This window comes from Actinacidiphila paucisporea, assembly GCF_900142575.1.
Classification (GTDB): domain Bacteria; phylum Actinomycetota; class Actinomycetes; order Streptomycetales; family Streptomycetaceae; genus Actinacidiphila; species Actinacidiphila paucisporea.
The window spans coordinates 23,430-40,373 of record NZ_FRBI01000023.1 but is presented as its reverse complement, the minus strand read 5'-3'; the positions used below and the strand labels follow the sequence as shown (position 1 = coordinate 40,373).

Annotated in this window: 19 protein-coding genes; 8 read left to right on the top strand and 11 right to left on the bottom strand. The window is 74.4% G+C overall.

Annotated elements, in window-relative coordinates:
• The first annotated feature begins 22 nt into the window (after window positions 1–22).
• Entirely contained in the window at window positions 23–1,351 is a 1,329-nt protein-coding gene (locus BUE44_RS27255; protein WP_235002495.1) for an FAD-binding oxidoreductase, read from the top strand.
• A gap of 52 nt (window positions 1,352–1,403) precedes the next feature.
• Here BUE44_RS27255 and BUE44_RS27250 read toward each other — a convergent pair whose 3' ends face one another.
• The 4 genes from BUE44_RS27250 to BUE44_RS27235 form a co-directional block, all read right to left on the bottom strand.
• Entirely contained in the window at window positions 1,404–2,303 is a 900-nt protein-coding gene (locus BUE44_RS27250) for a MauE/DoxX family redox-associated membrane protein (RefSeq protein ID WP_073501652.1), read from the bottom strand.
• A 13-nt stretch (window positions 2,304–2,316) separates the two neighbouring features.
• The gene (locus BUE44_RS27245; RefSeq protein WP_073501651.1) at window positions 2,317–2,937 is read right to left on the bottom strand and encodes a twin-arginine translocation signal domain-containing protein; all 621 of its coding nucleotides are present in this window, start codon (window positions 2,935–2,937) and stop codon (window positions 2,317–2,319) included.
• 43 nt (window positions 2,938–2,980) lie between these two features.
• Window positions 2,981–3,403 carry an RlpA-like double-psi beta-barrel domain-containing protein gene (locus tag BUE44_RS27240; RefSeq protein ID WP_073501650.1) on the bottom strand — a complete coding sequence of 141 codons (423 nt, stop codon included), beginning with the start codon at window positions 3,401–3,403 and terminating at the stop codon, window positions 2,981–2,983.
• A 407-nt stretch (window positions 3,404–3,810) separates the two neighbouring features.
• Window positions 3,811–4,182, bottom strand: a complete 372-nt coding sequence (locus BUE44_RS27235; RefSeq protein ID WP_235002493.1) for a hypothetical protein — start codon at window positions 4,180–4,182, stop codon at window positions 3,811–3,813.
• A 391-nt stretch (window positions 4,183–4,573) separates the two neighbouring features.
• Here BUE44_RS27235 and BUE44_RS27230 point away from each other — a divergent pair, with 391 nt between their 5' ends.
• A complete protein-coding gene (locus BUE44_RS27230) occupies window positions 4,574–5,110 on the top strand; it encodes a DUF6328 family protein (RefSeq protein ID WP_235002491.1) in 537 nt (178 codons plus the stop codon).
• Here BUE44_RS27230 and BUE44_RS27225 read toward each other — a convergent pair.
• Window positions 5,099–5,902, bottom strand: a complete 804-nt coding sequence (locus BUE44_RS27225) for an MBL fold metallo-hydrolase (RefSeq protein WP_073501648.1) — start codon at window positions 5,900–5,902, stop codon at window positions 5,099–5,101. The genes BUE44_RS27230 and BUE44_RS27225 overlap by 12 nt on opposite strands.
• An 89-nt stretch (window positions 5,903–5,991) precedes the next feature.
• Here BUE44_RS27225 and BUE44_RS27220 point away from each other — a divergent pair, with 89 nt between their 5' ends.
• The 3 genes from BUE44_RS27220 to BUE44_RS27210 all read left to right on the top strand — a co-directional run bounded on the left by BUE44_RS27220 (window position 5,992) and on the right by BUE44_RS27210 (window position 8,866).
• Complete coding sequence (locus BUE44_RS27220) at window positions 5,992–6,687, top strand: ABATE domain-containing protein (protein WP_079190125.1); 696 nt, start codon at window positions 5,992–5,994, stop codon at window positions 6,685–6,687.
• A 55-nt stretch (window positions 6,688–6,742) separates the two neighbouring features.
• Complete coding sequence (locus tag BUE44_RS27215; protein ID WP_235002489.1) at window positions 6,743–7,582, top strand: hypothetical protein; 840 nt, start codon at window positions 6,743–6,745, stop codon at window positions 7,580–7,582.
• 63 nt (window positions 7,583–7,645) lie between these two features.
• On the top strand, window positions 7,646–8,866 hold the full coding sequence (locus BUE44_RS27210) for an SGNH/GDSL hydrolase family protein (protein ID WP_073501647.1): 1,221 nt from the start codon (window positions 7,646–7,648) through the stop codon (window positions 8,864–8,866).
• Between the two features lie 8 nt (window positions 8,867–8,874).
• Here BUE44_RS27210 and BUE44_RS27205 read toward each other — a convergent pair whose 3' ends face one another.
• Window positions 8,875–9,231 carry a DoxX family protein gene (locus tag BUE44_RS27205; protein ID WP_073501646.1) on the bottom strand — a complete coding sequence of 119 codons (357 nt, stop codon included), beginning with the start codon at window positions 9,229–9,231 and terminating at the stop codon, window positions 8,875–8,877.
• A gap of 99 nt (window positions 9,232–9,330) precedes the next feature.
• On the opposite strand from BUE44_RS27205, the gene BUE44_RS27200 reads away from it, so the two are divergent.
• The gene (locus tag BUE44_RS27200) at window positions 9,331–10,221 is read left to right on the top strand and encodes a LysR family transcriptional regulator (RefSeq protein WP_073501645.1); all 891 of its coding nucleotides are present in this window, start codon (window positions 9,331–9,333) and stop codon (window positions 10,219–10,221) included.
• An 8-nt stretch (window positions 10,222–10,229) separates the two neighbouring features.
• Here the strand turns inward: BUE44_RS27200 and BUE44_RS27195 are convergent, their stop codons facing one another.
• The 3 genes from BUE44_RS27195 to BUE44_RS27185 form a co-directional block, all read right to left on the bottom strand.
• The gene (locus BUE44_RS27195) at window positions 10,230–10,514 is read right to left on the bottom strand and encodes a hypothetical protein (RefSeq protein ID WP_200804539.1); all 285 of its coding nucleotides are present in this window, start codon (window positions 10,512–10,514) and stop codon (window positions 10,230–10,232) included.
• A 65-nt stretch (window positions 10,515–10,579) separates the two neighbouring features.
• Window positions 10,580–10,897, bottom strand: a complete 318-nt coding sequence (locus BUE44_RS27190; RefSeq protein WP_073501643.1) for a hypothetical protein — start codon at window positions 10,895–10,897, stop codon at window positions 10,580–10,582.
• A gap of 174 nt (window positions 10,898–11,071) precedes the next feature.
• The gene (locus BUE44_RS27185; RefSeq protein WP_073501642.1) at window positions 11,072–11,716 is read right to left on the bottom strand and encodes a dihydrofolate reductase family protein; all 645 of its coding nucleotides are present in this window, start codon (window positions 11,714–11,716) and stop codon (window positions 11,072–11,074) included.
• A 404-nt stretch (window positions 11,717–12,120) separates the two neighbouring features.
• On the opposite strand from BUE44_RS27185, the gene BUE44_RS27180 reads away from it, so the two are divergent.
• The gene (locus tag BUE44_RS27180; RefSeq protein WP_073501641.1) at window positions 12,121–12,528 is read left to right on the top strand and encodes an ester cyclase; all 408 of its coding nucleotides are present in this window, start codon (window positions 12,121–12,123) and stop codon (window positions 12,526–12,528) included.
• 19 nt (window positions 12,529–12,547) lie between these two features.
• Here the strand turns inward: BUE44_RS27180 and BUE44_RS27175 are convergent, their stop codons facing one another.
• Window positions 12,548–12,991, bottom strand: coding sequence for a winged helix-turn-helix transcriptional regulator (locus tag BUE44_RS27175; protein ID WP_073501640.1), 444 nt, complete (start codon window positions 12,989–12,991; stop codon window positions 12,548–12,550).
• An 83-nt stretch (window positions 12,992–13,074) separates the two neighbouring features.
• Here BUE44_RS27175 and BUE44_RS27170 point away from each other — a divergent pair, with 83 nt between their 5' ends.
• Window positions 13,075–14,073: a GlxA family transcriptional regulator gene (locus BUE44_RS27170; protein ID WP_200804538.1), complete on the top strand. Its 999-nt coding sequence runs from the start codon at window positions 13,075–13,077 to the stop codon at window positions 14,071–14,073.
• A 27-nt stretch (window positions 14,074–14,100) separates the two neighbouring features.
• On the opposite strand, the gene BUE44_RS27165 is transcribed toward BUE44_RS27170, so the two are convergent.
• Window positions 14,101–16,845 carry a multifunctional oxoglutarate decarboxylase/oxoglutarate dehydrogenase thiamine pyrophosphate-binding subunit/dihydrolipoyllysine-residue succinyltransferase subunit gene (locus BUE44_RS27165; RefSeq protein WP_079190124.1) on the bottom strand — a complete coding sequence of 915 codons (2,745 nt, stop codon included), beginning with the start codon at window positions 16,843–16,845 and terminating at the stop codon, window positions 14,101–14,103.
• Between the last annotated feature and the right edge of the window lie 99 nt (window positions 16,846–16,944).

Below are 16,944 nucleotides of genomic sequence, written 5' to 3'. Positions count from 1 at the left end.
CTGGCGGGGGCTGGAGAGGAGCGTGACGGGTCGCGTACTGCGGCCCGGCGACGCCGGATTCCACTCCTCCAGCGCCCCGTTCAACAAGCGCCACACCCGTACGACACCCGCCGGCGTGCTCGCCGTCGCCGATGTGTCCGACGTGCGGCGGGCGGTGGAGTGGGCCAGGCGGACGGGCGTGCCGATCGTGCCGCGCGGCGGCGGGCACTCCTATGCCGGCTTCTCGGTCAACTCCGGCCTGGTGCTGGACCTCAGGGCGCTGGACGCGGTCACCGCGGACGGCTCCAGCGGCCTGGTCACCGCCGCGGGCGGCGCCTCGATGGCCGCCGTCTACGCGGCGCTGGAGCCCGAGCGGATCGCCTTCGCGCTCGGCAACGGCGCCTCGGTGGGCATCGCCGGGCTCACCCTCGGCGGCGGCTCCGCGGCCACCTCGCGCGCCTTCGGGCTCACCGCGGACGCGCTGGTCGCCACCACCCTGGTGACCGCCGACGGCGACCTGCTGACCTGCGACGCCGAGCACCACGCCGACCTCTTCTGGGCCTGCCGGGGCGGCGGCGGCGGCAACTTCGGCGTCAACGTGTCCTTCACCTACCGGGCCTTCCCGGTCTCCGGCGCCGCCACCTGCCTGCTGCTGTGGGACGGCGCCGACGCGCCCGAGGTCTTCGCGGTGCTCCAGGAGGTGATGCGCCAGGCGCCCGAGGAGTGCTCACTGCGGCTCGGCCTGAGCACCACCGGCTCCGGCGTCACGGTCTCCGCCGTCGGCATGCACCTGGGCACCGCGGCCGAACTGCGGGAACTGCTCGCCCCGGTGCTCGCGGCGGCGGCGCCGCTGCGCGCGGACATCGCCGACCGCACCTTCTGGGAGGCCAAGGACTACCTCGCGCACGAGACGTCGGAGGGCGCCTTCGCGGCCACCACGCATTTCGCCGTGGACCCGCTGCCGCCCGAGGCCGTCGCCGACGTGCTGGCCCGGCTGGGCCGCTGGCCCGGCGGCAGCAACCCGGACGGCGGCGGCTTCGCCCTCTTCGGCTGGGGCGGCGCGGTCAACAAGGTCGCCCCCGCCGACACCGCCTTCCCGCACCGGCACGCCAACTACCTGGTGAGCATGGACACCTCGTGGGGCGAGCAGGACGGGCCCGAGGCCGTGCCCGCGCATCTGCGGTGGCTGGCCGAGTTGCGCGACTCGGTGGCGCCCCACACGGCGGCGGGGGCGTACGTGAACTTCACCGACCCCGACCTCGCGGACTGGCGCACCGCCTACTACGGGGACAACTACCCGCGGCTGGTGGAGATCAAGCGGCGGGTCGACCCGGACCGGCTCTTCCGCTTCCCGCAGGCCATCGGCTCCTGACAACCCGGCGCGATCCCCGGCCGGACGCGTGTCCGGCCGGGGATCGCCGCCGTCAGGTGGCCAGCGGCAGCGGTGTGCGCACCGGGACCGGCGCGAGCACCGAGGAGGGGACCACCTCCTCGGTCTCCTCGTCGATCAGCGAGACCCGCACCGCCGGGTTGGGCGCGGTGTCGACGGTGAGCGTGACATCGAGCGCGAAGAGCACGCTGACCGGGTGCGTACCGCGGGCGTCCCGGTAGCTGCCGGCATACCGCAGCACCCGCCAGCCCTCGTCGTCCCAGTGGTCGAGCAGCGCCGAGCGCACCACCGGCATCGCGGTCTGCCAGGCCAGCGAGTTCTCCAGCAGCTGCACGGTGGCGGCCACCGGCACCCGCTCGCCGGACGCCGGCGGCAGCGGATGGCCGAAGACGCGGATCCTGGCCTTGCGCAGCGGCACCAGCCACACCCGGTCCAGGTCGGCGGTCAGCCCCAGCAGCATCGCCGCCGCGGCCGCCAGGACCAGCGCGGAGCCGCCGGGCCGCCGGGAGACCTCGGACCACCAGGCCGCGTCGCCGCCCGCCGCCGCCAGGCCGCCGGCCACGACGAGCCCGGCCCTGGTGAAGGAGCGCGCCCCGATCGGGCCCTCCGCGCGGGCACTGCACCCGCAGGACGACTCGGGGGCGGTCGCCTTCGCGTACGCCAGGTAGCCGGTGAAGCCGACGCCCAGCAACGCCGTGCCGGCACCCGGCAGCAGCGCCACCGGTGACGCCAGCAGGGCCGCGCCCAGGGACAGTTCGACCCCGCCGAGCACCCGCAGCGCCAGGGTGGCGCGGCGGCCGTCGTTGAACACCCGCACCAGCACGGTGTTCGCGGCCAGCCGGGCGGTCTGCCGCCCGAAGAGCTTGGCCGCGCCGGTCGTGGCGAGCAGCGCCGCGCAGACCAGCGGCGCGAGGTTGGAGACCAGCGGAATCATCGCACCGCCCCCCTCAGTGCCCGAGCGAGACGCGGGCGATGTCGATGGCGCCGTCCGCGGGCCGCCAGGCGCCGAGCACCTGTGCCTCCTGCCCGATCCTGGTGCGCGACAGGTCGGCGGTCAGCGCGCCGCCGAGGTAGGAGGCGGTGGTCGTGTCGGGCACGATGTGGCCGACCAGCTCGTCGCTGCCGTGGGTGAGGTGCAGCCGGTCCTTGGCGATGCCGCGGATGGTGACGTAGACGTTCACGATGTTGACCCACACCGCGTCGGCCGCGATCGTCCCGTCGGGCATGGCGGCGCCGCGCGCGTAGAGGCCGTCGCCGACCTCGATGGACTCGGCGGTGGTGGTGCGCAGCTTCCAGATGCTGGTGGCGTTGGTCAGCTGGATGAGGTGGCGCTCGCCGTGGGAGCCGGCGACGTCCAGGACGTTGCGGTTCATCGCGACGATCCGGCCCTCGGCGAAGGCGGAGGGGATCGCCGCGTCGAGCGACGGCATCGGGTCGGCGAAGGCGGCCTCGGCGTCGAGCCCGCCGAGCGCGGACGCGCCCACGATGGTGGCGCCGCCGACGGCGGCCGTGGTCAGAAAGCGCCTCCGGTCCAGGCGACGCCCGCCGGATTCCTGGCTGTGGCTCATGTCGTCCTTCCTTCCTGCTTCGAGGGGGTGTGCGGGACGGAGGTCATTCGTAGATGTAGACGGGCAGCTTGCCGGAGCTGAGGCTGCCGATCGCGGTGAAGGCCGAGGGGGTCAGGTCGATGACCCGGTTGGTGCGACAGGCGCCGTTGCAGCAGGCGGCCTCGCCGCAGAAGCTCTTGGTCCGCGGTCCGCAGTCGGCGAGCGTCACGCAGACGGTGGCGCCGGAGCACTGGTGGCGGACGTTCATGACGGCGCCGCAGGTGCGGCGCGGCATGTTCTCACCGCACAGGTCGGGCCGGGTGATGTCCCAGCAGGCGGCCGAGAGGTTGGGCCAGGCGGCCATGTTCTTGGCGGACTGGCAGGTGCCGCAGGCGCCCGTGCCGGCGCTGCCGCAGGAGCCCCAGGCGTTGCCGCAGCAGAACCAGGTGGCTTCGCCCGCCCACAGGGAGGTCGATCCGCAGGCCATGTCGAATCCCTTCGCGTTGGACACAGGTCGCAGATGTGACCCGTGCATGACAATCAGCGCATACGGATACGGGTGCGCCGCGCCGCAGAACGGGGGGCCGCGGCGCGCTGAACGGGAGGTGCCCAGGGGATTGCGTCGTCCATGACGACCGTCGAGCCGGGGTGGTCCGTGGTCCGCGCCTTTGCGGTGCCGCCACGCTCGGCGGTGCGGTGCTACGGGGGGTGGCGCCTTGCCTTGCCTGGCGGTACGCGCGTGCGGAGCTGCCTCGGGCGGGCCTCCTGCTGTGCCGTATGCGTCTGGTGAGTCGGCAGTGCAGGGTGGAGCAAGCCCCCATGATGCGCCTGTCTACGCGCGTTCGGAAGAGGGCACGCACCCTCGGTCCACCCCACCCGGGACCACCCGGGGTCTCACATGCCCGAGGGCCGGTCGACCAGGCCCAGGAAGAGCACGAAGCCGATGACCGTCAGGCAGGGGGCGAGGACGGCCAGCACCCACCGGACCGAGGTGTTGCGCTGCCGCCAGGGCAGCGCCCAGCTCAGGACCAGCGCGCCGAGCGAGAGGCCGAGCACGACCCGCAGCACGTCGTAGCCGACCATGAAGGACGCGTCGAAGTGGTCGGACTCCGCGCTGTCGCAGGAGTCGCAGGCCATCGCGGACAGCGAGCCGTAGAGGAAGGCGACCGAGGCCAGCGGCAGGGTGACCAGGGAGGACACGAGCGGCGACACCCACGCCCTGGGGACCCGGGCCATCGGCGCGTAATCCGGCAGTAAGTAGCTCATGGCACCACTCAACACCCGTGCCGCCCCGGGCACATGAGTCGTCGTACTCAGGGTGGCTCCCGGCCGGGCCCCGGCTCGGTACCGGCCCGGGGCTGCGTACGGAAGGAACGGAGCGCACAGCCCGCGGGGGAAGGCCGGGCGGGGAGGCGGGGGCGGCGGGACCATCCGGACGGAATTCGCGCTTTCGCGTGCAAGGGCGGTGATGCCGGGTAACCGGAGGTCAAGGCCCTGGCGGGCCGGTCGTCGGGAGCACGTGACGGGAAGGGTGGGGCACATGCCCAGAGGTTCCAGCGCCGAGCGTGAGCGCCGGTACGAACGCGGGCAGCGCGGCGTCATGGGCCGCTCGGCGATGACGGGGCCCGAGCCGAGCAGGACGCCGGGGCGCTGAGGGATGGCGGGACCACAGACCCCGGGCGGGCAGCCGGAAGGGAAGCCGGGGCCGCCTGGCCGGCCGTACGACCCCGGCAGGCACGAGACCGAAGAGGAACGGGCCGACCGCCGCTGGGGCGACCTCCTCCAGGAGTTGCGGGTCGCCCAGACCGGCGTGCAGATCCTCTTCGGCTTCCTGCTGACCGTCGTCTTCCAGCAGCGCTTCAGCCAGCTGTCCGACACCGACCGGCACCTCTATGTGGCCACCGTCGTCCTCGGCGCGGCGACCACCGGGGCCCTCGTCGGCCCGGTGGCCATGCACCGGCTGCTCACCGGCCGCCGCCTCAAGCCCGAGACGGTGGTGTGGGCGTCCCGGATGACCCTGCTCGGCCTGTTCCTGCTGCTGTGCACGATGGCCTGCTCGCTGCTGCTGGTGCTGCGGCTGGCCGTCCACGACACGGTCGCGGCCTGGCTCGCGGGCGGGATGGTCTGCTGGTTCACGCTGTGCTGGCTGGTCTTTCCGCTGTGGGCCAGCCACCACAGCCCGTCACACGACTGACCCGGCCGGCTGGAGGCGGTCGGCCAGGCCCGCGGCGGTGAAGGCGGCCACCACGTCGGCGCGGCTCTCGGTGAAGTGGGCCCAGCTGTCGCAGTGCGCGGCGACGACCCGGCGGGCGCCGAGGATCGCGGCGGCCTGCGCGGCCTGGGCGCTGTCGAGTACGAGCGCCCCGCCGTCGAAGAGGACCGGGAAGCGCGGGGCGCCGGCGAAGAGCACGGCGGTGTCGACCGGGCCGAACCGCCCGGCGATCTCCCGGACCGCGTCGAGCGAGGCGTTGTCGCCGCTGACGTAGACGGTGGGCAGGCCCTCCCCGGTGAGCACGAAGCCGACGACCTGCCCGCTGATCGGCTCGACGTCCGCGCGCGCCCCCGGCCCGTGGATCGCGGGCACGGCCGTCACGGTGACGGTGCCGCCGCCGGGCCGGTCCAGCTCGACTGCCTCCCAGTCGGCCAGCCCCCTGGCCCCCTCCCCCAGCCGCCGGCCGGCGTCGGGCGTGGTCAGCGTCAGCGGTACGCCGGCGAGCAGGGCGCGCCCGGAGGTGTCGAGGTTGTCGGCGTGCTCGTCGTGCGAGAGCAGGACGACGTCGATCGGCCCGAGGTCGGCGGGGTCGGCGGTGGACGGCGCGGTCTTGGTCAGCACCGGACGCCCGGGGCGCCGGTAGTCGCCGGGCTCGTCGAAGGTCGGGTCGGTCAGGAACCGCAGGCCGCCGTAGTCGAAGACGGTGGTCGGCCCGCCGAGGACGCTGACGGTGAAAGGCCGCGGGTCTGCGCTGGGGTTCTGGGCAGCGGGCATCAGGAGCTTCCTCACGGATGAGAGCCAGTGTTTCCGTGAGGAAGACTAGGCGCTTCTCACGGATGAGGGCAAGACGTACCATGAGATCCATGACGGAGAACGTGACCGCGACGGCAGTGCGCGCAGCGGCGGACGCGGCCGCCGGAGCGCCGCGCGTACGGCCGGGCGACGTGCCACCGGAGCCCGCCGCGGCCCCGCACGGGCAGCCGCACGTACCGCCCCCCGCGCCGGGAGCGGACCTCTACGCGGCGCTGGACTTCGCCAACAGCGCCATCGCCGTGCCCAGTGGCCAGGTCATCGACCTGCTCGCGACACCGGCCGCGGCCGAGGAGTGGCTGGCCGGCCACGGCCTCGCGCCGGCCGGCGCCGGGCTGCAGGAGGTGTGCGCGGCCCGGCTGCGCGGCCTGCGCGACCAGGTGCGCGCCCTGATCGCCGCCCGCGTCGGCGAACGGCCCGCCCCCGTGGCGGCGCTGGCCGCCGTCAACGACGCGCTCACCCGGGCGCCCGCCGCCCGCCTGCTGCGCTGGGACGCCGAGCGCGGCCTGCACCGCGAGGCGTCCCACCCGGTCACGCAGATCACCGAGCACGCCCTGGCCGCCCTCGCCGCCGACGTCGCCGACCTGCTCACCGGCCCCGACGCCGACCGCCTCACCGCGTGCGGCTCCGCCCCCTGCACCCGCTACCTCCTGCGGCACGGCCGCCGCCACTGGTGCTCGACCCGCTGCGGCGACCGCGCCCGCGCGGCCCGCGCCTACGCCCGCCGCACGCGGCCCGCCGCACCCTGACCCCCTACGATGGGGCCGGGGGCAACGCCGGTGCCGCGTGGGGGGACTGAGGACTGTGCGATCACGGGTGAGGGCGGCCGTCACGGCCGCAGCCGGGGCGTTCGCCGCGCTGCTGCTCGGCGCGTGCGGGACGCAGGTGGCCGGTCAGGGGGTGAACGTGCCCCCCGCGTCCACGCCGGTCGCGTGGACGACGCTTGAGCCGTCCCGGGTCAACGGCGTCCAACTCGGCTCGGACGGCCGCACCTTGACCATCGACGTCCAGGTCCCGGCCGGGAAGAAACCGTGCATGCGCGACCTGAAGGCCGTCCTCGGGGAAGCGTCGAACAACGTCGTGCGGGTCCAGGTCACCTATTCCTCGCCGTCGTTGGAGGTCGCCGCCGGCTGCACCAAGGAGAGCCGGGCCACCACCGCCGTCCAACTGCCCGAGCCGCTGGGCGGACAGGACCTGGTCGTCGACATCGACCAGGTCTACACCGCCCAGGGCGCCACGCCGCCCGCCCTCCGCCTGTGCGGCAGGCTGGGCTGCCGCCCGCCGGCCACCGGCTGCACGCCCGCGTCCTACGACCAGGCCCTGCTCGCGGCCGACGCGCCCGCCCACACCTACCGGGACTCCCAGAACTGCGACGGCGAGTGGCTGGTGCTGGACTTCTCCTGGCGCACCGGCCCCGCCTGCGACGATGCGAGCGAATCCGCCGCCTGCGCGTCCAGGCTGGGCGACCGCTGGTTCTTCCGCGCGGCGCCCGCCGGCTGGGTCCCGCTCACCTCCGGCGCGACCGGCGGCTGCCGGGCCGTCCACCGCGTGGCCCCCGCCTTCCCGACCGCGATGTGCGCCGCGCTGCCCCCGCTCTCCGCCAAGCTCCACCCCGACTACTCGTCCGCCTCCCCGAACCGTTAGGCCCGCCCCCTCACGTCTGCGTCCCTCCGTATCCTCCCGCACCCGAGCAACAGGTCGAGAACCATGAGCACCCCCGAGCGCCACTGGACCACCACCCCCCTCACCGCCGACCTCGTACGCGGCGCCCTTGAGTTGGAGCGGACCGAGCGCGGCCTGCTGCCGCACCGGCTGCCGGCCTGGGCGCGGGCCCAGTGCGCCGACCCGCAGCTCGCGCTGGCCGAGTCGCAGCCCTCCGGCGTACGGGTCGCGTTCCGTACCGCCGCCACCGCCGTCGAGTTGGACACGCTGCCCACCAAGCGCGTCTACACCGGCGCCCCGGCCCGCCCGGACGGCGTCTACGACCTGGTCGTCGACGGGCGGCTGGCCGGACAGGGCAGCGTGTCAGGCGGCACCACCCTGACCGTCGACATGGCCACCCTGGCCACCGAGTTGACGCCGGGACCGGTCGGCACCCTGCGCTTCACCGGGCTGCCCGACGGCGACAAGGACGTCGAGATCTGGCTGCCGCACAACGAGATGACCGAGCTGGTCGCGCTGCGCACCGACGCCCCCGTCGAGCCCGCGGCACGGCACGGCCGCAAGGTGTGGCTGCACCACGGCAGTTCCATCAGCCACGGCTCCGAGGCCACCAGCCCCACCGCCACCTGGCCCGCCCGCGCGGCCTCCCTCGCCGGCGTGGAGCTGATCAACCTGGGCCTGGGCGGCAACGCGCTGCTCGACCCCTTCACCGCCCGCGCGCTGCGCGACACCCCCGCCGACCTGATCAGCGTCAAGATCGGCATCAACCTCGTCAACGCCGACCTGATGCGCCTGCGCGCCTTCGGCCCGGCCGTCCACGGCTTCCTCGACACCATCCGCGAGGGGCACCCCCGCACCCCCCTGCTGGTCATCTCCCCGCTGCTGTGCCCCATCCACGAGGACACGCCCGGCCCCACCGCCTTCGACCTCGACGCCCTCGGCGCCGGCAAGGTGTCCATGCGCGCGGCCGGCGACCCCGCCGACCGCGCGAACGGCAAGCTGACCCTGACCGTCATCCGCGAGGAGCTGTCGCGGGTCGTCGGCGAGCGCCGCCCGGAGGACCCCCACCTGCACTACCTCGACGGCCGCGCCCTCTACGGCGCCTCCGACGCCGCCGCCCTCCCGCTCCCCGACAACCTCCACCCCGACACCGCGACCCACGCCCACATCGCCAGCCGCTTCGCGGCGCTGGCCTTCGCCCCCGACGGCCCTTTCCCCGCCGGCACGTCACTCCCCGCCGGCACGTCACTCCCCGCCGGACGCTAGGCCCCGCGTCAGCGCGCCGGCGCCAGGGCCAGGGCCAGGCAGCCGGCCGCAAGGACCAGGAAGGTGCCGGGGAAGGCCAGGGTGGACAGGACGCGGGCGCGCAGGTGGGCGACGATCGCGCCGACGAAGAAGAGCACGAGGCCGGCCGCCGCTGCGGTGCCGAGCGGGCGGGCGCCCAGCAGGCCGAGCAGCAGTCCGGCGGCGCCGGCGGCCTTCAGGGCGCCGAGGTAGCGCACCGACCATGCCGGGAGGCCGACGTCCGCCGCGTTGGCCAGCACGAAGTCCGCCCTGGCGAAGTCGGCCGCGGCCATACCGGCGTTGGCCGCGGCGGTGACCGCGGTGACGACGACGTATGCGGTGAACACGGTTCTCCTCGCAGTGGCCTCCGGGTGCTTCCCGGAGTGCCACCAGCGTCGTCCCGCCCACCGCGACCCGTCCAATACCTGCGCCTATAACCTGGCGGCATGGATGTCGACACCCGGCTCCTGCGCTACTTCGCCGCCGTCGCGCAGGAGGGCAGCCTGACGCGGGCAGCCGAGCGGCTGTTCGTGTCGCAGCCCGCACTGACGAAGCAGGTCAGGCAGCTGGAGGCGCTGCTCGGCACACCGCTGTTCACCCGGTCGCGGGCGGGCATGGCGCTGACGGAGCCGGGCCGGGCGCTGGCCGAACGGGTGCCGGGCCTGCTGGCCGACTGGGACCGGGTGCTGCGCGAGACCAGGGGCGCCGCCGCCCGAGCGGCCCGGGTGCTGCGGGTCGGCTTCCTGGCCAACGCCGCCGGCGAGTCCACTCCGCGCGTCGTCGCCGCGTTCACCCGGCGCCGGCCGGGCTGGCGCGTCGACATGCGGCAGGCGGCGTGGTCGAACCCGAGCGCGGGCCTGGCCGGCGGGGAGGTGGACGCCGCCCTGCTGCGGCTGCCCTTCCCCGGCCAGGACGCGCTGCGCGTCGAGGTGCTGTTCACCGAGCCGCGATGGGTCGTCCTGCCCTCGACGCACCGGCTGGCGGCGCGCGAGGTGATCGCTTTCAGCGAGCTGTGGGACGAGCCGTTCGTGGCCGCAGAGGCCGGGACGGGCGCGTGGCGGGACTACTGGCTGGCCGCGGACGAGCGCGGCGGCCGGCCCGTGCGGATCGGCACCGTCGCCGACCATCCGGACGACTGGCTGAGCGCGGTCGCCAACGGTTACGGCGTCGCCCTGGCGCCCGCGTCCGCCGGCCGTTTCTATGCCCGGCCGGGCATCACCTACCGCCCGGTCAGCGGCGTGAGCCCGAGCCGGGTCGGCGTCGCCTGGGCGCCCGACGACGACGCCGACCCCGTCGTGCGGGACTTCGTCGCCTGCTGCCTGGACGAGCGGCGCTGAGCGCCGCGTCAGCAGAACCAGCCGTTCTGGACCCACCCGTGCCGGTTGATGTCGCCGTACGCGAAGCCGTACACCCAGGAGCCGTCGACCTGCTCGACCAGGAAGGTCTGGCCCTGGTAGAGCGTGCCCATCCAGGCGCCGACGGGTGCGGTCCTGACGTAGAGGTCCTGCGCGCAGACGGTCTCCCGGACACCGACCGTGCCGTTGGCGGCGCCCGCCGGATCGGCGGCGGTCAGCAGGGCGGCGGCGGCCAGCACGGCGGCGCCGGCGCCCATCGATACGGTTCGCAGCACGGTGAACTCCCGCTGTTCGTAAGGGCTGAGGGGGGTCGGAGGGCGAGCGGGGGGGGAGCCTGCTCTCACCAGGAGTCGTAGCCGCCGATGCACTCGATCCGCAGGTAGCCCCAGTCGTTGGGCCCGAAGTCGAAGCTGGCGGCCCAGCCGTTGTAGACGGGGTGCGAACCGGGGGTGTGGCCGATCTTGTTGCCGTAGGCCAGCGTGCGCAGCAGCCCGGACGGGCCGTTCGCGCTGTCGTAGTTGGCGTAGAAGCTGGCGCTCTGGCAGACCACGACGGCGTGCTCGGGCGGCACGACCGCCTCCGCGGAGGGCAGCAGGGCGCTCGCGGCGGGGACGGCCAGCAGGCAGGCGGCGATGAGCGTACGGCGGCGTCGCGTCATGTCACGTCCAGGAGTGAGGGGTGTGCCGGACGATGCGGAGGTGCCGGGTGCTGCGCCCCTACTCTAGATTCTTGACCAGGCCCTGACAATAGTCCGGTGACCCGCCCGCCCCCTCCCGGGCGCCCGGCCCCCGCGGCGGGAGCCGCGGGGACCGCCGTCACCAGGTCGGAAGGGTCACTTCCGCCAGAAGAGGTGGTGCGCGATGCCGCTCGCGCCGGTCACGACCTCCCGATGGAAGCGGTCGAGCAGCTCGTCGGGCGACTCCCAGAGCCGGAGCCCGGAGCCGAGCTCCAGCGGCGCGACCGCCACGTGCAGGGTGTCGACGAGGTCGGCGTCGAGGAACTCCCGGATGGTGGTGACCCCGCCGCCGAGCCTCACGTCCTGGCCCCGCGCCGCCTCCCGCGCCTGCTTCAGGACGGTGGCCGGGTCGCCGTCGACGAAGTGGAAGGTGGTGTCGGACAGCGAGAACGACGGACGCCCGTGGTGGGTCATGACGAACACCGGGGTTCGGAACGGCGGCTCGTCCCCCCACCACCCGGTCCAGTCGAGGTCCTCCCACGGCCCGCGCTGGGGCCCGAACTTGTTGCGGCCCATGATCTCGGCGCCGATATTGCGGGCGAAGTCCCGCGTGAAGTAGTCGTCGAGGCCGCGGCTGCCTCCCCCGTCCTCGCGCATGGGCCAGCTCGCCGTGGCTCCGGCCCAGCCGAACAGCCGCTCCGGGTGGGGCAGGCCGAACGGCTCCTCAAGGCTCTGGGCCTCACCGGCGGCGACCCCGTCCCGCGAGACGCAGAAGTTCATGACTCTCAGCAACTGGTCCATGTGCTCTCCTCGCCAGATCCTGGTGCTTCCTCGTGCGGCGAAGCGCCCCACGCAAGAGCGTCGAACGGGACGCGGCCGGATCGACAGCGACCGGAAACCGTTTCGCGGCAGGTGGCGGCGGCGTGGCCGACGCGCCTTCCACCCGGCGGGCGAGCCGGTCCGGCACGCCGTCCCCGCCATCCCCCACTGTGCCCGCTGCCGGACCGGACGCCCGTACGCCACGCCCCTCGGCCCCGGGCACCGCCGGCGTTGGGGCGGATGGGCGGAGGGGGCGGCCCGTACGGGGGTGGGCGCTGGCGTGTCGGACGGCGCCCCGGGACCGGGCGCCCAGGATCGGTGCCAAGGGCGGCCGCTCCAGCGGGGGCGACCGGCCGGGCGTACGCGTTCACGGACCGAGGAGTGCCATGTCCCAGCAGGAGAACATCGCCGCCCAGACCGCCTTCGGCGAGGCCGTCAACAGCGGGAATCTCGCGGCACTCGCGGACGTCGTCGCTCCCGGTTCGATCGACCACGACGCCGCCCCCGGGCAGGGGCCTGGCCCGGAGGGATACCAGGCCATGTTCCGCGAGCTGCGGAGCGCCTTTCCCGACCTGCGCGTCGAGGTCGAGCACCTGCTGGCCACCGACGACGAGCTGGCCTTCGCGTACACGATCACGGGCACCCACCGCGGCGAGCTGGCGGGGCACGCGCCGACCGGCAAGCCGGTGCGCTTCCGCGGGATGCAGATCAGCCGCTTCGAGAACGGCAAGCTCGTCGAGCGCTGGGGCAGCAGCGACGAACTCGGCATGATGCGGCAGCTCGGCCTGGTCTGAGCCCGCGCGGCCCCGGCGGTCACCCCGGGTGGGCCTCCTCCAGCACGCTCACCAGCCCGCCCCCTTCGAGGGGCTGCCCGCACTCGGCGCACACCACCCGCGTCACGACGTCGGCGCCGCAGGTGTGGATGAACCGGGGCGCCGGGGGCGGGTCCGGCAGGTACCGCATGCCCCATTCCCGCAGGCCGATCAGCACCGGTTCCAGCGCCTGCCCGGCGGCTGTCAGGTGGTACTCGAAGCGGGGAGGGCGCTCCAGGTAGCGGTGGCGCTCCAGGACGCCGCCGGCCTCCAGGGATCTGAGCCGCTTGGTGAGGACATCGCGCGGGGCGCCGGTGTTGGCCTGGATGTCGGCGAAGCGCCGCACCCCCATGAACACCTCGCGCAGCACCAGGAGCGCCCAGCGCTCTCCGACGAGGTCGAGGGTTCCCGCGATGGGGCACGCGCGGGGCTTGGTGTCGGGCATGGCACCCAGGATAGTCGGTTTGGTTTACCAACTGACCCGGGTTACCCTCGGCCACGCCAGCACCGCCACGTTCGGAGGAGCCGATGACCACCAGGCAGGGCAGAACCGGCTCGCTCCACGTGACCGTCCTGGTCTTCCCGGGCGTCCGGCTGCTGGACGTGACGGGCCCGATCGAGGTCTTCACCTCGGCGAACGAATTCGGCGGCCACTACGTGCTGAGCCTGGTCTCCGCCGACGGCGGCGAGGTGACCACCGCCTCGGGCACCCGGCTCGGTGTGGACACGGCCGCCGACGAGGCGCACGGGCCGATCGACGTCCTGGTGGTGCCCGGCGGCCCCGCGTGGGACCGGTTGGTCAAGGACGACGAGCTGCTGGACCACGTACGCACGCTCCACGCGCGCTCCCGCCGTACGGCCTCCGTCTGCACCGGGGCCTTCCTGCTGGCCGCCGCCGGCCTGCTGGACGGCCGCCGCGCCACCACCCACTGGCGCAACACCCGCGAGCTCGGCCTGCGCTATCCCGCCGTCCAGGTGGAGCCCGACGCGATCTTCGTCCAGGACGGCACGGTGGTGACCTCGGCCGGGGTCAGCGCGGGTATCGACCTGTCGCTGGCCCTGGTGGAAGAGGACTACGGGGGCGAGGTCGCCAGGTCCGTGGCCAAGGACCTGGTCGTCTTCATGCAACGCCCGGGCGGGCAGTCCCAGTTCAGCGCCCGCACCCGCCCCCCGCACACGCGCAGGGACTCGCTGCGCCGGGTGCTGGACGCCGTCGCGGCGGACCCCGGCGCCGACCACACGCTGTCCGCCATGGCCCGCAGGGCCAGCATCAGCCCGCGCCACGTGACCCGGCTCTTCTGCGACGAGGTCGGCCTGACCCCGGCCCGCTACGTGGAGCAGGTCCGGCTGGAGGCGGCGGTCGCCCTGCTGGAGGGCGGCGACGACCCGCTCGCCGCGGTCGCCCGCCGCACCGGCTTCGGCTCGCCGGAGTCGCTCCGTCGCGCCTTCGTCCGCCACCTGGGCGTCACACCCGGCGCCTACCGGGCCGGCTTCCGCACCACCGGAGCGGTCCACGCGCTGAGCTGAGCGCCGCCCGGACCGGCCCCTCGAACCTCAGGAGAACGCCCGCCGTACGAGGTCCTCCTGCTCGGCCGAGTGCCGGTGTGCCGACCCCACCGCCGGCGCCGACGCGGCAGGCCGGCTCACGCACGACACGCCGCCGGGGACCTGCCCGTCCAGCCGGGGGCCGGCGAAGGTCCACGCGCCCTGGTTGGCCGGCTCCTCCTGCACCCACCGCACGTCGACCCCGGCGGGGTACCGGGACAGCTCCGCCCGCACCTCGTCCGCCGGGAAGGGGTAGAGGCGCTCCAGCCGGACGACGGCCGTCCCCACCTGCCCCGCCTCGCGCCGGTAGGCCTCCAGGTCGTAGCCGATCTTGCCCGAGCACAGCAGCACGCGCGCGACACGGGAGGGGTCGGCCGTGGCGTCGGGGATCACCGGGCGGAAGGAGCCGCCGGTGAATTCCTCCAGGCGGGAGGTCGCGGCCTTCAGCCGCAGCACGGACTTGGGGGCCATGACGACCAGCGGCCTGGGGGCGGTCTCCCGCGCCTGTCGCCTGAGCAGGTGGAAGTAGTTCGACGGCAGCGAGGGCACGGCGACGGTCATGTTCCGGTCCGCGCACAGCTGCAGGAAACGCTCGACGCGCCCCGAGGAGTGGTCGGGGCCCTGCCCCTCCAGCCCGTGCGGCAGCAGCAGGACGACGCCCGAGCGCTGCCCCCACTTCTGCTCCGACGAGGCGACGTACTCGTCGATGACGGTCTGCGCGCCGTTGGCGAAGTCCCCGAACTGTGCCTCCCACATCACCAGGGCCTCCGGCCGGGCCAGCGAGTAGCCGTACTCGAAGGCCAGCACCGCGAATTCCGACAGCGGCGAGTCGTACGGCGCGAAAGGCGCCGCCTGCGGGCCGAGCGAGTTCAGCGGGACGTGCGACCCGCCCGTGCGGCGGTCGGTGAGGACCGCGTGCCGCTGGCCGAAGGTCCCCCGCCGCGAGTCCTGACCGGACAGCCGTACCGGTACGCCCTCCAGCAGGAGGGTGCCGACCGCGAGCGCCTCGGCGGTGGCCCAGTCGACGTTCCCGCCGTCCAGCATGTCCGCCCGGCGCCGCAACTGCGGCAGGACGCGCGGATGCGGGGTGAAGTCCGGCGGCAGGTCGGTCTGGGTGCGCAGGACGCGCCGCAGGACGTCCTCCGCCACCGCCGTGGCCGGCCCGTCGCCGGGCGCACCGGGGACAGGGCGTACGGGAAGCGGCCCCGGGCCCGGTGCGGGCGGCCCCGCGGTCTCGGCGAAGGCGCGGTCCAGTTGCTCCCGGTAGCGCTGCCGGGCCAGCAGGGCCTCCTGCTCGTCGATGTCGCCCGCGGCGAGCAGCGACTGCGCGTACAGCGTCCGTACGGACGGCCGGCGCGCGATGCGGTCGTACATGACCGGCTGCGTGATGGACGGGTCGTCCACCTCGCTGTGCCCGTGGCGCCGGTAGCAGACCAGATCGACGACGACGTCCTTGTGGAAGGCCTCCCGGTAGTCCAGCGCCCATCCGGCCGCCCGGACGACCGCCTCGGGGTCGTCCCCGTTGACGTGCAGAACCGGCGCCTCCACGGTCCGCGCGACGTTGGTGGCGTACGTGCTCGACCGGCCGCCGGCGGGCGCGGTGGTGAATCCCAGCTGGTTGTCGACGACCACGTGGACCGTGCCGCCGGTGCGGTAGCCCGGCAGCTGCGACATGTTCAGCGTCTCGGCCACCACGCCCTGCCCCGCGAAGGCGGCGTCGCCGTGGACCGCGACGGGCAGCACGGGGAAATCCCGCGTGCCGCCCCGCAGCCGCTCCTGCCGCCCGCGCGCGACGCCCTGCGCCACCGGGCCCGAGACCTCCAGGTGCGACGGGTTGGCCACCACCGAGACGGCGATGGCGTGGCCGTCGTCCGTGCGGAAGGTGCCCGACCCACCGAGGTGGTACTTCACGTCGCCCGACCCCTGCGCCGACCGGATGTCGGCCGCGTCCTCGAACTCGCCGAAGATCTGTGCGCAGGGCTTGCCGACGATGTTCGCGAGGACGTTCAGCCGGCCCCGGTGGGCCATCCCGATGACCGCCTCGGGGGCGCCCAGCCGGGCGGCGCGGCTCAGCAGCGCGTCCAGCAGGACGATCGCCGACTCGCCGCCCTCCAGCGAGTACCGCTTGTGCCCGACGTATTTGGTGTGCAGGAACGTCTCGAACGACTCGGCGGCGCCCAGCCGCTCCAGGATGTGCAGGCGCTCGGCGCGGCCGGGGCGCGACTGCGGACCTTCGGCACGCTGCTGGATCCACAGCCGCTCACGGGGGTCCTGGATGTGCATGTACTCGATCCCCGTGGTGCCGCAGTAGGCCGCGCGGAGCGTGCCCACCACCTCGCGCAGCACCATGGACGCGCGCCCCGCGAAGCCGTCGACGGGGAAGCTGCGCTCCGCGTCCCCGTCGTCCAGGCCGTGCCCCGACAGCTCCAGTTCCGGGTGCCCGGCCGGCGGCTCGGCGCCGACCGGGTCGGTGGCGGCGGCCAGGTGCCCGCGGACCCGGTAGGAGTGGATCAGCGCCGCGACCCGTACCGCCTTGACCGCCGCCTCGGGGCCGGGCTCCTGCGCGGCCCCGTCACCGGGCCCGGCGGGCTCCCCGCCCTTCGCCGGGGAGATGCGGAAGAACTCCTGCCAGGCCGGGTCGACGGACTCCGGGTCGCGCAGGTACTCCTGCCGCCGCTCGTCGACGATCCACTCGTTGATGCCGAAGTCGCCTCCAAGGGCGACCGAGGGGGCACGGGATGCTGATGACGCCACGGCGGAATCCGCCTTCTTCCTCTTCCGTTTCCGGGAACCTTCGCCGGCGCTCTGCCCCTCGCCGGTCGGCCACCGGGGCTTCCCCCCTGCCGGTGACGC

What these genes read in the sequence shown, in the direction of transcription:
- BUE44_RS27170 (WP_200804538.1), top strand. Translation starts at nt 13,075, where the DNA reads ATGACCACCAGGCAGGGCAGAACCGGCTCGCTCCACGTGACCGTCCTG.
- BUE44_RS27200 (WP_073501645.1), top strand. Translation starts at nt 9,331, where the DNA reads ATGGATGTCGACACCCGGCTCCTGCGCTACTTCGCCGCCGTCGCGCAG.
- BUE44_RS27240 (WP_073501650.1), bottom strand. Translation starts at nt 3,403, where the DNA reads ATGGCCTGCGGATCGACCTCCCTGTGGGCGGGCGAAGCCACCTGGTTC.
- BUE44_RS27230 (WP_235002491.1), top strand. Translation starts at nt 4,574, where the DNA reads ATGGCGGGACCACAGACCCCGGGCGGGCAGCCGGAAGGGAAGCCGGGG.
- BUE44_RS27175 (WP_073501640.1), bottom strand. Translation starts at nt 12,991, where the DNA reads ATGCCCGACACCAAGCCCCGCGCGTGCCCCATCGCGGGAACCCTCGAC.
- BUE44_RS27225 (WP_073501648.1), bottom strand. Translation starts at nt 5,902, where the DNA reads ATGCCCGCTGCCCAGAACCCCAGCGCAGACCCGCGGCCTTTCACCGTC.
- BUE44_RS27180 (WP_073501641.1), top strand. Translation starts at nt 12,121, where the DNA reads ATGTCCCAGCAGGAGAACATCGCCGCCCAGACCGCCTTCGGCGAGGCC.
- BUE44_RS27245 (WP_073501651.1), bottom strand. Translation starts at nt 2,937, where the DNA reads ATGAGCCACAGCCAGGAATCCGGCGGGCGTCGCCTGGACCGGAGGCGC.
- BUE44_RS27220 (WP_079190125.1), top strand. Translation starts at nt 5,992, where the DNA reads ATGACGGAGAACGTGACCGCGACGGCAGTGCGCGCAGCGGCGGACGCG.
- BUE44_RS27190 (WP_073501643.1), bottom strand. Translation starts at nt 10,897, where the DNA reads ATGACGCGACGCCGCCGTACGCTCATCGCCGCCTGCCTGCTGGCCGTC.
- BUE44_RS27250 (WP_073501652.1), bottom strand. Translation starts at nt 2,303, where the DNA reads ATGATTCCGCTGGTCTCCAACCTCGCGCCGCTGGTCTGCGCGGCGCTG.
- BUE44_RS27185 (WP_073501642.1), bottom strand. Translation starts at nt 11,716, where the DNA reads ATGGACCAGTTGCTGAGAGTCATGAACTTCTGCGTCTCGCGGGACGGG.
- BUE44_RS27210 (WP_073501647.1), top strand. Translation starts at nt 7,646, where the DNA reads ATGAGCACCCCCGAGCGCCACTGGACCACCACCCCCCTCACCGCCGAC.
- BUE44_RS27235 (WP_235002493.1), bottom strand. Translation starts at nt 4,182, where the DNA reads ATGAGCTACTTACTGCCGGATTACGCGCCGATGGCCCGGGTCCCCAGG.